Source organism: Viridibacillus arvi, assembly GCF_001274945.1.
Lineage (GTDB): Bacteria > Bacillota > Bacilli > Bacillales_A > Planococcaceae > Viridibacillus > Viridibacillus arvi.
In genome coordinates this window covers 1,256,465-1,271,350 of sequence record NZ_LILB01000001.1, presented here as the reverse complement: position 1 = coordinate 1,271,350, position 14,886 = coordinate 1,256,465, and the positions used below count along the sequence as shown (strand labels likewise).

Sequence of the window (14,886 nt, the reverse complement as noted above, 5' to 3'; positions counted from 1 at the left end):
AAGTAGTATAAAACAATATTGATGGAAAAGCAAGTATATTTCGAATGAAAATCAGCTGTTGAATGAAAGAGCATCAAATAATATGTTATAATTATCTAATTTACGAAATTGGAGGAAGACTATGCAAGCTGTTAAAAAAATTTTACAGTTTTTAAAACCGTATAAATGGTTGGCCATTTTAGGGCCGTTATTGATGGTAGTCGAAGTAACAATGGACTTAATTCAACCGACTATTATGCAACATATTATCGATACAGGTATTGCTAATCAAGATCATATATATGTAGTGAAAATGGGCATTCTAATGATTGTCAGTGCATTAGTCGGGCTTATTGGTGGAGTAGGTTGTTCTATCTTTAGTGCTAAGACAGCTGTCCATTTTGCAACGGATATTAGAAAGGATTTATATGATACAATTACTTATTTTTCAAGTAGTAATAGAGACTCGTTTGGGGCCGGTAAGCTCATTACAATAATGACAAGTGACGTAGAGGCCCTACAACGTGCTTTAATGATGACTTTGAAAATTTTCGTGCGTGGCCCCTTATTATTTCTCGGAAGTATTGTCATAGTGTTTATGACTGCTAGAGAGCTATTCCCACTACTACTAGTAGTAGTGCCTGTCTTGATAATCTGTATCTACTTTTTCACGAAATTATCAGGTGCTATGTTTGGTAAAGTGCAGCAAGCCATAGATGCAGTGAATACGAAATTGCAGGAAAATTTAGCTGGAATCCGTGTGATTAAAGCATTTAATCGAAAACGCCATCAAATTGAACAATTTACGGATGTAAATGAGCAATTAACAAAGCGAACAATTACTGCGGACCAAGTCGTAGCGGTTTTGATGCCTTTGACGATGTTTGTCATTAATATGGGGATCATTGCGGCGCTTTGGTTTGGTGCGATAAAGGTTGATAATGGCACACTACAAGTTGGTGTTATTTTAGCTTTTATCAACTATTTAACGATTATTATGAATGGTCTAATTTCTAGTAGTATGGTGTTAATGCAAATTGCTCGCGCTTTCCCTTCCGCAAATCGAGTACATCAAATACTTGCAACACCAATTGACGTTCAAAATGCGGCCAATCCAATTCAATTAGAAGAAGTCAAAGGAGCAGTTACGTTTGAAAATGTCAGTTTTAGCTATAGTAAAAATGGCGAGCAAGTGCTGAAAAATATTTCATTTACTGCACATTCAGGAGATTTTATAGGCATTATTGGTACTACAGGAAGTGGGAAGTCAACACTTGTGAAAATGATTCCAAGACTTTTTGATGTAGATGAAGGACAAATCCTCATAGATGATATTCCGCTAAAGCAATATGATTTAGAAACGCTCAGAGAAAATATCGGATTTACACCACAAAAAGCAACGCTGTTTTCGGGGTCAATAAAAGAAAATTTACAATATGGAAATCAGAAAAGTTTAGAAAAAGATATGTATAAAGCACTTGATGCTGCGAGTGCAACAGAGTTTGTTGAGAAATTAAAAGAAGATTTAAAGCACAATTTAACTCAAGGTGCAACGAACTTATCAGGTGGCCAAAGACAGCGGCTTGCATTAGCAAGAGCTCTTATCAGAAAACCATCCATCCTTATTTTAGATGATACTACTTCTGCGGTAGATAGTATTTCAGAAAAGAATATACAGCAAGCTATTGCAACAGATTATCAAAAAACGACCACTTTTATCGTGGCTTCTAAAATTTCCTCTATAATGAATGCCAATAAGATTTTAGTAATGGAAGACGGAGCGATCGTTGGTATGGGGACCCATGAAGAATTGCTTAATAATAATACAATCTACCAAGAAATCTACGATACCCAAGTAGAAAAAGGAGGGGTGTTAAGTGAGTAAAGAACAGCCTAATCAACCCCGTAATGGATTAGAACGTGGACCACATTTTCGCGGACCTGTTGTGAAACCGAAAAATCAAAAGCAAACGTTAATGAGAATTTGGGATTATGTGAAACAGCAACGATTGCAACTCATTGGAGCCATTTTTCTCGTTATCTTAACTACTGTTTTAAGTTTAGCAGGGCCTCTTCTAATCGGCGTAATAGTGGATGATTATATTATTCCAAAAGATTTAAGAGGCACGTCTCAAATGTTATTTATTTTGGTAGGTGTGTATGTATTAACGTCGATTTTCACTTGGCTTCAAACGTATGTCATGATCAATGCAGCATTAAAAACAATTCAAAAGTTAAGGTTAGATTTATTTGAAAAATTGCATTCGCTATCACTACGTTTCTTTGATAAAAGGTCACAAGGGGATTTAATGAGTCGCGTAACAAATGACATTGATAATTTAAATGTTGCGTTGAGTCAAAGTGTCGTTCAAATTGTCTCATCAGTATTAACGTTGATTGGTACGAGCGTTGCAATGTTCTTACTAAGCTGGCAGTTAGCAGTAGTCACTTTAACCATTATTCCGCTAATCGTATTTGTATCGAAAAAAATTATTAAAAGGAGTAGTGTTAACTATTCTGAGAGGCAACGGGATCTAGGGACATTAAACGGCTATATCGAGGAGACTATAACTGGCTCTGAAGTAATTACTTTGTTTGGTCAAGAAAAAATGACGACTACACATTTTGCAAAGATCAATGAAAGTTTGAGAACATCGGCTATGAAGGCTGAAATCACTTCTGGCTTTCTTGGACCCATTAATAACTTTATGAACAATCTTGGTTTAGGGTTAGTAATTGGGACAGGTGCACTGATGGCGGTAAGTGGTCATACGTCAATAGGTGTTATAGCTGCATTTGTAACGTATACACGTCAATTTTTCCGTCCAATTAATCAGTTATCCAATCTGTTGAATACATTTCAATCTGCGATTGCAGGTGCAGAACGTGTGTTTGAGATAATGGATGAAAAACCAGAACGTATTGATGGGCAAAATGCAATCGAAAAAGAACAGCTTAAAGGGGAGGTTGTATTCCAAAATGTTACTTTTTCGTACGATACAGGAAAACCAGTATTAAAGAATATTTCCTTTCAAGCAAAAGCAGGTGAGACAATTGCGCTTGTAGGTCCTACAGGGTCAGGGAAGACAACGATTATTAATTTATTGACAAGATTTTATGATATTGATCAAGGAGAAATATTACTAGATAACGAAGATATTCGTTCGTATAAAATTGCCAATGTGCGTGAAAAGGTTGGCGTTGTATTGCAAGATACGTATTTGTTTTCAGGAACAATCATGGATAACATCCGCTATGGGCGCCTTGATGCATCCGACGATGAAGTCATTCAAGCAGCAAAAGTGGCGTATGCTCATTCGTTTATAAAATACTTACCACTTCAATATCAAACGGAAATTAAGTCAGGTGGAACGAATTTGAGTCAAGGTCAGCGCCAACTGCTAGCAATTGCAAGAGCCATTTTAGAAGATGCGGATATTCTTATTCTTGATGAGGCTACTTCTAGTGTAGATACACGTACTGAGGTACAGATTCAAAAAGGGCTGAAGCATTTAATGACTGGTCGAACTAGTTTTGTCATAGCACACCGTTTAAAAACGATAGAAAATGCCGATAAAATACTTGTTATTAGAGACGGAGAAATAATAGAACGTGGCAATCATAAAGAACTCATAGAGCAACAAGGATTTTATTCTGAATTACAAAGGAAATTAGATATTTTACCCACGTCATCTTAAATTGAAAAGAAAAGATGATAGTTATAATTACCTATCATCTTTTTTATTTAATGCAGCATTAATAGAGGTTAGGGTCTTTTTAATAAAATTTTATCTAAATACAATAATTAACTAAAATATATATTAATATAGGTTGTATTTCTTTGTTCAATAGTCTTGGTTATAGCAGTGTGTGGACGATGTTTTGCCCTATTTTTTCATTGGTTTTACTTTCTTTAATTATTTGAATATAGTTTTGCTGTATAATTAGAACTATTAGAAATGGGGTTTGGTTAATATGGATAAGGACCTAAGAAAAATACATCATCTAGAAGATACACCGCTTATTCGTTGGAACAAAAATGAACCTAATGAGTTTTTACAACAATTAGTTACTAAGTTAAAAAGTTTGAATATGATTCTTTCAACAAATACATATGTTAAAGGTACAAATAAAGTGCTGACACGAATTATTGAAGACGCTCAAAATCAGACAATGATTTTACTTATAGGCATGACTGGCGCAGGGAAAACAAGTTTAGTGAATGCACTGCTTAAAAGAACCGTTCTATCAACGGTAATGGCGAAAGCAACTGCGATAAATACCATTATTCGATACGGTCAAACAGAAGAAGTGAAGGCTTATTTCCTTGATGGACAAGTAGCGAGTTTTGACCTTGATAAAGTAGAACTATTCACAACATCGGACACCTTTAGTGCCGAAATCTTACGAGAAAACCTAGATTATATTGAAGTCTATGTTAATAATGAACTGCTAAAAAAAGTTACACTTATCGATACAACACCGCTAGAGCCGAGTGGTGATGAATCAGCGTATGTAAAGGAATCGATATTAAACCGCGCAGATGATTTGTATTGGATTTTCAACTGTAATTCAAAACCAACACAAGGTGAGTTAAAGCTACTCGGAAAATTTCACGAACGGAATGTAAAACCATTAGCAATAATTAACGCTATTGATATTCATGAAACGGCTTATGAGCAATTCATAGCTGACCAAAATAAATTACTTTCGCCTTATTTCCGTAAAATTATGGGGATCTCTGTTAGAGATGCCGAAGTAGCTGTGGCAACCGATGATGAGGTTAAGTGGAACCAAAGTAAGTTTGAATTGTTATTAGAGGAAATTGAGAATTCCCACGCTAACCAAACAGATCGCGTCTACCTCATAATGGAACGCTTTATCAAATGGCTTAAAAGGTTTCAAACTGAGATGGAACTAATACCTCAAAGGGAGCCTTATATAACAGCTTATAATCTATTAGTCCAGAATCAAATAGGAAAACAAAAGGCATCTGAAAGAACAGAAATTGAAAATCAAAAGCTTATCTCATATGAAAAGGAATATCGTAAGGCAAGTGTAGTTTTTAAAGATGTCCAAACCTTGTATCAATTGATACAAGTAATTTCGAATAATAAGCATTTTAAAACCTATGACGTCATGGTCTTTGTTGAGTATTCAAACGATTATTTGAAGGCGGTAAGGGAATACCGTACAATGCTTCAATCGTACAAAAATGAGTCTAATAGAAACGATGGAAAACAGCGCCATTCAACAGGGAAAGGTCTGTTAAAAACAATGTTCGTTAACGAGCAACAAAGTGTAAAGCAGAGTAAACCCAACGAATCATCTCAAGTTTTACAAGCAACACTCGAGCAACAATACAAGAAAGTTCTCGCTTTAGAAACGCAATTATTTAACGAATATCCAGCAGTGTTGAAGAATTTAAATGACATCGCGAACGATCAAATTGAAAGAATTATTAATCGAGTTAGTCTGATTGGTACTGAGCGAAAGAAAAAGAAACAACAGTTAATAACCGCAATTAGACAGCTAAATGGCTTTAATAATGTTTTGGAGGCAAAAGACTTTGTCGAAACATTTGTGGAGCAACTCATTGAACAAAAGGATCTCGTAGTGACAAAAAAGGAAAGATTGTCACTGAGTGAAACTTTAGTAAAGATTAAAAGTATTAAATTATCACATGAAACGTTAATTGCAAGTACACATATCGATGAACAAAATGATGAAATCTCAAAAATGCAATCAAGATTATATGAAAAATATCATTTAATGCCACTTCAATTGACAATTGATGATATGAAATCGGAAATTGAAGAACCGCCTATTTATAGCGGTATTAGTGATTAAGCGAGGATACTTACCCCAGTAACTGGGTGTAAGTATCTTTTTTTGTAGAGATAATTCCATTATGTTACAATAAAGGGAATATAAAAGAAGGGCGGATTTCATATGGGTATTCGGAATTTACGTCAATAACACACCTTTCAGATACTAAAAAGGAGTGTTAATTAATGAACAAGAATGAACAATTTTATGACAAACAATACGAATATATGGCTCAAATATTTGATGCAAAGGTAGAAGCATACCATCATGACAAAGTAGAATTAGTTGAGAAAAATGGCTTAATGAAAGAATTAAATATTCTAGAACTGGGGAGTGGCAATGGAGAATTCGCAGTAGCAGCATCGATGCATGAGCACTACGTTTCAACTGTTGAAATCATTCCACATGCCATAAGTAAAATGTTTGAGCTCGCTAAAGAAAATGATGTAACGAGAAGAATTAAGGTTCATCAGGGCAGCTTCTATACCATTTTGCTTGCTGAAAAATTTGATGCTATATGTTATTGGGATGGTTTTGGAGTTGGGTCAGATGCAGATCAACAATTGTTACTTCACAATATTGATAACTGGCTAAAACCTGATGGCACAGTATTTATAGATGTTTATGCACCTGTATATTGGGCCAAAACAGCAGGGCAATTTATGGAGCTTTCTCAGATAGTTTGTCGACAATATGATTTTGATATAGACACTAATAGTATGCTAGATACTTGGTGGTTGACGGAAAATCCGGATGAAAAAAAGCAACAATCGTTGCGCTGTTATGAAGTAGCTGATTTCGAAAAAATGTTAATAGATACTTCTTTAGCTATTGAAGAGATTTTCCAGGTGGAAGAATGGACTATGATAACTGGATTTACCATAAGCAAGTGCCAATGGAAGAAGCAATGATATATACAGTAATTTTACGAAAAAAGTGAGGTTTAGACTATGACGTATGTTATCCGTCCTGCAACAATCGAAGATATAGCAGGTATAGCGAAAGTACATGTAGACAGTTGGCGCACAACGTACAAAGGAATAATAAAGCAAGACTTCTTGGATAAACTAACATATAGCAGTAGAGAAGCATCATGGCAGCGTAATATTGAAAGTGAAGAGAATCTTATTCTTGTAGCAGTGAATGAAGAAGAACAAATTGTAGGATTTATATGTGGTTCTAAAACACAAGAAGGTGAATATCCAACATATGATGCGGATCTTACGGCTATCTACCTATTTGAGCATGAGCAAGGAAAAGGAATTGGCAAAGCTATGTTAAAACAACTATTTGCAGAGTTTAAAAAACTCAATTACAGTTCGTCAATTGTGAAAGTATTAGAAGACAATTCATCTTGTCGCTTTTACGAAGCGATGGGGGCTGAATTTATCGACTCCAATCCAATTCAAATTGGCGGTGAACAATTAGCATTACTTACATATGGTTGGCCGAAAATTTAGTATATGTAAAAACGAAAGCAGCCTATTTTAATAATCGGCTGCTTTCTATCTTTACTTCTTAATTGATTGGAAATTCGATTAATCACCAAAGGCGAATATTAATTCTGTCTCGCAAACTATTTCACCATCTACAGTGGCGGTTCCTTTGCCTTTCCCAATAGCACCTATTACTCGAGTTATTTCAACTTCAAGGCGTAGTTGGTCTCCAGGTATCACTTGGCGTTTAAAGCGGCATTTATCTATTCCAGCTAAAAGTCCTAATCGTCCTTCATTACCTTCTTTTGTAAGCATAACAATAGCGCTAACTTGAGCTAATGCTTCTACAATTAATACACCGGGCATAATGGGGTAGCCTGGGAAATGCCCATTAAAAAACTCTTCATTTACACTCACATTTTTTATGGCAACTGCTTTTTTACCTTCTTCTAATTCGAGCACTCGATCTACTAATAGAAAAGGGTAGCGATGTTTAATGATTTCTTTTATCTTTTGTGTGTCTAACAATATGTTTTCCTCCAAGATCATAAATTGATACCTCTTCATATTAACACCTGGTGCTAATAGTTGGTAATGTTTTTTGCGGATTTTTAAGAAAAAATAATGAAATGGAGTTTTAAAATCGTACTTTCAATTTATTATATTCGAAACATAAGGTGCAAAAGTTCCTAATATCTCGTACTATACATATTTTAAGAGCATAAAAAAAGCGTTCAACAAGTGCTAGTGCACAGGTTGAACGCTTTTGTTTTTAGAAGAATACTTTTTCAGTATTGTATTTCGCACGGAAATGGTTGATAGCAAATGTTTCATAAATTTCACGTTCCATTTGATCTTCAACAACGAATACTTCAATTTTATGAACTTCGTTACGGTGATCTTTAATAGGTGAAACGTTATCTTCAAAGTGTTTTTTTACACGTTGGCGGATTTTACGTGCTTTACCTACGAATAAAAGCTCATTTTCTTTGTTAAAGAACATGAAAAAGCCGCCCTTATCACGAGGGATTTCATGGAAATCAATAAATCCATAAATTGAAGGGATAATAGCGTCCCCTTCTTTAATTTTTTGTTCGCGTTGACGAATTACTACGTCTGGTTTTGGCATTTCAATTTTGATCAAAAAAATTCACGTCCTCATTATTATATAGTAGTTAATGCTACCATAATTGTGTTAGAAAAGCTATCGGATTTACTAGTTCACGAAATACACGTCTATTATAAAAAAAATTGACCATATTTTCAATTTCTCCTTAAGCAAAATAGACGATTATTTCTACAAATCTTATTGCTTTATTTCTAAATTTTTTACGAGTCTAATAATCCAATATAGCATAATCCATGGGAGAACCAACTTTGTAATCCATTCCACTGTATTAGTTAGAAGATAGTGTGAGTTTATACCGAAGAATGGAAGAATTATCAAAAGGACTAAAAATATTATTATAGCTACTATCATATTTTTCATTCAGAAATTCCTTTCTTACTGCCATTATGTTATCGATATTTGTTTATTTTTCTGAGATGACTATCACTTAACATATATCAATCGTTGTCAGCAGTCAGTTCAAGTTGAGCAGTGATGTTGATACCATTTAGCGCTTGTGTGGCAAGCCGGTCCGCCTCAGCATTCGATTTTCTTGGTACGAGCTCGTATTTAGGACGAATACCAAGCTTTTTTAATTTCTCGTCAATTCGATCTGCCCAGTTTGATAAGTCTTTTTCTAATAACGCCCATTCACCGCTCATCTGGTTGATGACAACTTGTGAGTCTCCGATGAAAACGACAGGTAGATGGTGAACATTTAATAGCTCAAGCTCCACAAGACTCAAATAAAGTGCGGCATACTCTGCCTCGTTATTTGATTTCAGCACTTCAGAAGGAGCATTCTTCCTCACCCGATACGATTTTCCACTCTGTTCAAAATAAATAACGCAGCCTAAACCAGCGGTGCTAGTCGTACGATCAAAGCCACCATCGAAATACACTGTGATATTATGAGGTTCAGTTTCAATTTCTTTAATATAGCGTTTCAATTCCTTAATTGTCCAAGTGCTGTCAAACGAGTCAGTAAAAGCTATACTTTTGGCGCGTCCTGTCCGCTCAAGATCCTCTGCTACTAACAGTCCTTTTTCTGCAGTCATCTCCTCGGAGCGAAATATAGTTTCTGTTCCTCTTGGTGTTTTGTAAACCCATTCGATTGAGATGTTCATCGTTTTACCTCCTCTGCCTATAAAATAAGCAAAAACCACTTTGTAGTGTAATTCTTAAATCGCTTTTTCAAACATTACATAATATTTAATAGTTAATTTTTCCTCCACATAACAAAATTATACCTAAAATATCTTCGAGCTTACACTTAAGGACAAAGCAATTGCATTACAAAATTAAGTGCCAGAGCAATTAGTTAATACAAATCATGGACGGAAGTAGAGACTTTCGCAAAGTATAATTTATCGCGTTCGGTGAATATTAAGACAACGGCGTTTTTGTAATAATTATTAAGCTTGGTAGGTGATGTATTGACTCGTAAGAATATATTAATTCTAACTGTTTGCGCTTTAATCATCTCAGTATTTTATGCTGGTTTTAGTATTGCTGCTGACAAGGGACGGAGATATTACGAAGAATCAGGGCAAATGCTTTGGGATATAAATACTGAAGAGAAGATTATCGCTATTACTTTTGACGATGGACCACATCCCAAATATACAGGACAAGTTTTAGATTTACTCGCTAAATATAAAGCTAAAGCTACTTTCTTTGTTGTTGGAGAAATGGCGGAGAAGCACCCTGAGCTGGTTTTACGGGAATATAATGAAGGACATGAATTAGCTAATCACACGTATACACATCCGTATAAGACGTCGCCAAAAGAATTTGAAGAAGAATTAAAAAAGACAAATGAAATAATTCACAGTATTACTGGCTTTGCTCCTGTATTATTTCGTCCTGTTGGAGGACAATATGATGAAAAAATGATCGAGATTGCCACAAAAAACGGATATAAAGTTGTTATATGGTCATGGCATCAAGATACGGAAGATTGGAAAGGAATTTGGTCCCAAAAGATCATAAATAAAGTACTGAAAGGTACGAGACCAGGTGATGTGATACTGTTTCACGACGGAGGAGGAAATCGGACTCAAACGTTAAAGGCACTTGAAAAAATAATACCGGAGCTTCAAAAGCAAGGGTATAAATTTGTTACAATATCTGAGCTTATTGCCAGTGTAAATGGGAAAGTAAGTAAATAGTGAACTTCAACGGCTTATAATTGATATGAAAAAACGCCAAAATGAAAAAAGGAATCTCGTTCTTCCTAAAAAAACTAAAGCGTTTGGTGATGCATGATGGCATTTGCTAAACGCTTTTATACATTAATTTGAAGTTACTTTAGAAATGCGACTAAAGAAGTTTGAAAAATAATTAAGAAAATCAATCAAAATGTGTGTTTTGTATAGTCTTTTTGTATAATATTTACCAATAATGTAGTGGTTTTATATTATTGAATAATCATTTACTTATTATATAATAAGTAATGGTTACGATTATTATTAAAATAATAGGACTATATATTTACTTATTTAGGTTGGTGAGTTGTTTTAGCATGTCTGAAAATCGTTGTTACATACATAAAGTGAAAGCTGCCGAGGTGTTAGTAGACGAGAAAATTGTTGTGTACTGTCCAAAATGTGCTGAAGCTAATATACATAAAATTGTTTTACAAGAAGAGAAAATTTTAAAATCTGAAGAATTAGCAGATATAAGAAAAAGACGCCACGTTGCAATGAAAGAGCTGTGGAAGAGCCTTGCGTTAGCATTTTACTTAGAATGCTTGCCTATTTTCATCACTTTGTTTACACATTCGCCCAAAAGTTTATCCGAATATATCACTGGAGTAAAAGAATTGTATAGTCAGTTCCTATTCCAACCTCTTGTTCAACTCATTGCTATTGGTTTTATTGCTCTTGGCGGGTATTTCTGGATAGCTGCTATTAAAAGCCTAAAAGAGATAAAAAAAGAGGAAGCTACTTTATTGAAACCTTTTGCAAATGAAGCTGAAGTCCATGAGAAATTTCAAACGCCCACTAAGATTAATCAAGTGAATGAATTTGTGAGAAATGTTAAAAAGAAATACGATAGTAATTTCTTTAGTCAACGAAAAATTCATCAAATGAGCCCATATGATTTCAAATTATATATGGCAAAACAATTGCAAAAACTTGATTTTCAAAATGTGCGTTTAGCTAGGGATGATAGTGACTTTAAAGTAGATATATTTGCTGACGGGCCAAATGGCAAAGTGGCGTTCCGATGCATAAATGATATCAATTTAGTAAAAATGGATGAAGTACATAAAATTGCGGTTGAAAAGGTTTATTATGATTGCGAATCATCTATCTTAGTAACCACTTCAGCAATAACAAAGGATGCGTTGGAGTTAGCTGAGACATTGCGAGTGACTATATGGAATGATCAAGTTTTGAAAGAGAAAATCATCTCTATTGAAAATGAACAATGGACCGACCATTTACAAGACTTTTATGATTATTCTGATCAAAATCTGAAAAAATATACAGAATTTGAAATGAGAAGACTAGCTCAGTCTTAAAGTTAAAACAAAAAGTTATCCGGCTGTTATTTAGCTGGGTAACTTTTTTGTGTAAAGAGCTCTTTATATCGAAAACTGTTTCCATTATTATGCATATAAACAACTCGAAGTAATGATTTTAACGACAGTCTAAATCTAAATTACTAAATCTAATTAGTTAATAGATAGCACCTTTTTTTATAAATTGGATATTTCAAGAAAATACATATTTCAAATGATTCAGTATGAATGGCCGAACAAAATGTTAATTATCCACCTAAATAACCATATACCTGTCAAAAATTTATGTATATAATTTTAGTAGATTGATAAATTTGGAGGATAATTATGAAAAAAAATCAATTAAATTTCTTTAAAATGATGTTAGCACTAGTAGTAGTTTTCGCGTTTGCATTTGGCGCTTTAACAACTAAGACGAAAGCCGCAACAACAACTGAGGTTGATACGGTTACTTTAACAAATGACAAATCAAAAACGCTTGATAGAAAATTCAGCATGGGCACGGATATTATAAAAGTAACTGTACCAGCAGACGGCTTACTTACGATGAAATTAAATGATCCTAAACAACGTGAAATAGCTCTTCTACTAGTAAATGAATTTGATACTAGTCAATTAGAAGATATCAAAGATTTTGATCTATCAGCACTAGAAAAATTGGAAAGTACATTTAATGATGTAGAATTATTTGGTTATGCGATAAATTCAGAACTTACTTGGTATGATCCATCAATGCATTCCATTTCTGTAGGTTTGAAGAAAGGTACATATTATCTTTTAGCATATAAATTAGATTTTGGAAAAAATAAAAGCTACAGTACTAAATTATCTTTTAAAGCAGGTAGCAACTATGAAAAAGAATCAAACAATTCAGCTTCAAAAGCAACACCAATCAATTTAAACAAAACATATAATGCATCTTTTAATCTTATTGATGAAGATGATTATTACAAAGTAACTGTTCCACAAGCAGGTTTTTTGAAAGTTTATGCAGATCAAAAACATAGCACGAAGTTTAGAATGAAAGTATTAGATGATAAAAAGAAAACGGTTAAAGGCTTAAAAGTAACAAAAGATAAACGAAAATATACTGGTTCTGTATATTTACCAAAGGGTACTTATTATGTAAAAGTAAGTGCAGATATGATGGATTCATTGTATGACAGCGTTTCATACACGTTAAAAACTTCAGTAAAATCAACAAAGCTTAAAAGTTCAGCTGTAAAAGTGATTAATAAAAAAGGTACTAAAAACGATAAAATACTCGTTTCTAACTTAAAAGCTGGATCAACTGTAAAAGTTTATGCAGATGCTAGCAAGAAAAAACTAGTAGCTTCAGCAGTAAATACTACTGATAAAGCTACAATAAAACTAAAAACATTAAGTAGTAAAGGCGGTAAATTATATATTACCGTTAAAAAACCAAGTATTTCTGAAAGCATCATATTAAAAGTTAATTATTAATAAGTAAAGCCACTAGCGAAGTAAGAAACGCTAGTGGCTTTTTATTTTGTAAAGGCACTCAAAATTAGTAGAGAAATTTATATATGTAAATGACATGTTGTCATATGAAAACCTTATGATAGCAAGGGTTTGATCAAGTATTATGAGATAGAGAAACGTTGGATTTACTGATGTAAACTAAATATTCAACTTGGTGTATGTAGTAGAGAAAAGTCGTAATTTTGATAATAAAGACATCGTACTTTGTTTACGAAAAAATAAAATATATAATAGATAAAGCTATCTACTATCAAATATGAATAGAAGATGGTTTTTAGTTATACATATTACGTTATTTGGCAAATATGTGTGTAAAGGATAGAAACGATTTTCAAAATAGATGAGGTGTTTCACATAGAAAAGCAATTGGCAAAGAGGATGATCGCGTTAATGGCTGTATTAAACGAGGATATACAAAATATTGATTTTAATGTATCTACTCAAATAGCAGCGTATATGCAGGAAGGGCTGTTGGGGGACTTTGCAACGGCTACGACTGGGATCGGCTATTTTTACGATAATATAAAAGAGTATGACAAGGCGGTCCAATGGTATAAATTAGCTACTGAATTAAATGTCGCAGAAGGACAGTTCTGTTTAGCTAATTACTATTATGAAGGGCTTGGCGTTCAGGAAGATATAGAGAAAGCCTTTCAACTTTATGAAAGAGCAGCATTACAAGGTCATGCAGACGCAGCCAATAATCTAGCGGATATGTACTTTAATGGTGAATATGTTAAAGAAAACATGGATGAAGCGTTTAAATGGTTTACAATAGCTTCGAATGCAGGTGTAAAAGAAGCTCAATTTACTCTAGGTATTATGTATGAACAAGGTCTTAGTGTAAAAGAGAATATGGGGCAAGCATTGATGTTATATAAAACTTCAGCAGAAAATGGTTATACAGAAGCTCAATATCGATTAGGGAATATGTATGATCAAGGCATTGGGGTAAAGGAAAATAAGGAGTTAGCTTTTCAATGGTATAAAAAAGCCGCGGAAGAAGGCAATGTAGATGCTGAATATAATGTTGGTTATATGTTTCAAAATGGAATTGGAACAACCGTAGATTATGATTTAGCACTAATATGGTATAAGTGTGCAGCAATGCAAGGAGATGCAAGTGCAAAGGTACGGATTGGAGAAATGTACGAATTTGCTATGGGTGTCCCGATGGATATAAATTGTGCGATTGTTTGGTATGAACGTGCCATCAGTGCGGGAGATGAGTTAGCTAAAAAGCATCTCGAACGTTTAGGGAGTCAATAATAGTCGGTAAACCTGATGAGTAGAAGAGTATTCATCAGGTTTTTTTGTTTTTGGAATAAGGAAAGGGATATTTAGAGGGTGAATAAATTATCAATTTCTCTTCATTAATGATTTATCAAATAAACAGGAAAAGCACATTCAATGGGCTAATGAAAAATCTGAACTGCCCCGTAAAAGTTAGACACCATTCTAACTTTTACGGGGGTTTTTTTATGGCAAAAGTACGAGTTGAA

Annotated in this window: 12 protein-coding genes; 9 read left to right on the top strand and 3 right to left on the bottom strand. The window is 34.0% G+C overall.

Annotated elements, in window-relative coordinates:
- The first annotated feature begins 121 nt into the window (after positions 1–121).
- From AMD00_RS05975 to AMD00_RS05955, 5 genes are all read left to right on the top strand, one after another.
- On the top strand, positions 122–1,864 hold the full coding sequence (locus tag AMD00_RS05975; protein ID WP_053416136.1) for an ABC transporter ATP-binding protein: 1,743 nt from the start codon (positions 122–124) through the stop codon (positions 1,862–1,864).
- A 61-nt stretch (positions 1,865–1,925) separates the two neighbouring features.
- On the top strand, positions 1,926–3,677 hold the full coding sequence (locus AMD00_RS05970) for an ABC transporter ATP-binding protein (protein ID WP_053416801.1): 1,752 nt from the start codon (positions 1,926–1,928) through the stop codon (positions 3,675–3,677).
- 277 nt (positions 3,678–3,954) lie between these two features.
- Positions 3,955–5,829, top strand: a complete 1,875-nt coding sequence (locus AMD00_RS05965) for a dynamin family protein (RefSeq protein ID WP_053416135.1) — start codon at positions 3,955–3,957, stop codon at positions 5,827–5,829.
- A 164-nt stretch (positions 5,830–5,993) separates the two neighbouring features.
- Entirely contained in the window at positions 5,994–6,719 is a 726-nt protein-coding gene (locus AMD00_RS05960) for a class I SAM-dependent methyltransferase (protein WP_053416134.1), read from the top strand.
- 39 nt (positions 6,720–6,758) lie between these two features.
- Complete coding sequence (locus AMD00_RS05955) at positions 6,759–7,268, top strand: GNAT family N-acetyltransferase (RefSeq protein WP_053416133.1); 510 nt, start codon at positions 6,759–6,761, stop codon at positions 7,266–7,268.
- 78 nt (positions 7,269–7,346) lie between these two features.
- Here the strand turns inward: AMD00_RS05955 and fabZ are convergent, their stop codons facing one another.
- The 3 genes from fabZ to AMD00_RS05935 form a co-directional block, all read right to left on the bottom strand.
- Positions 7,347–7,772 (bottom strand): 3-hydroxyacyl-ACP dehydratase FabZ, encoded by a 426-nt coding sequence (gene fabZ, locus AMD00_RS05950; protein WP_053416800.1) that lies wholly within the window; start codon positions 7,770–7,772, stop codon positions 7,347–7,349.
- 244 nt (positions 7,773–8,016) lie between these two features.
- Positions 8,017–8,388, bottom strand: a complete 372-nt coding sequence (locus AMD00_RS05945) for a nucleotide excision repair endonuclease (protein ID WP_053416132.1) — start codon at positions 8,386–8,388, stop codon at positions 8,017–8,019.
- A gap of 422 nt (positions 8,389–8,810) precedes the next feature.
- Positions 8,811–9,479, bottom strand: coding sequence for a ribonuclease H family protein (locus AMD00_RS05935; protein WP_053416130.1), 669 nt, complete (start codon positions 9,477–9,479; stop codon positions 8,811–8,813).
- Positions 9,480–9,788: 309 nt separating this feature from the next.
- Between AMD00_RS05935 and AMD00_RS05930 the strand changes: the two genes are divergently transcribed.
- The 4 genes from AMD00_RS05930 (at position 9,789) to AMD00_RS05915 (ending at position 14,653) form a co-directional block, all read left to right on the top strand.
- Complete coding sequence (locus AMD00_RS05930; protein WP_053416129.1) at positions 9,789–10,523, top strand: polysaccharide deacetylase family protein; 735 nt, start codon at positions 9,789–9,791, stop codon at positions 10,521–10,523.
- Between the two features lie 353 nt (positions 10,524–10,876).
- Positions 10,877–11,881 (top strand): restriction endonuclease, encoded by a 1,005-nt coding sequence (locus tag AMD00_RS05925; RefSeq protein WP_053416128.1) that lies wholly within the window; start codon positions 10,877–10,879, stop codon positions 11,879–11,881.
- A 327-nt stretch (positions 11,882–12,208) separates the two neighbouring features.
- Positions 12,209–13,345, top strand: a complete 1,137-nt coding sequence (locus AMD00_RS05920) for a hypothetical protein (RefSeq protein ID WP_053416127.1) — start codon at positions 12,209–12,211, stop codon at positions 13,343–13,345.
- Between the two features lie 405 nt (positions 13,346–13,750).
- Positions 13,751–14,653, top strand: a complete 903-nt coding sequence (locus AMD00_RS05915) for a tetratricopeptide repeat protein (protein WP_169786324.1) — start codon at positions 13,751–13,753, stop codon at positions 14,651–14,653.
- The last annotated feature ends 233 nt before the right edge of the window (positions 14,654–14,886 follow it).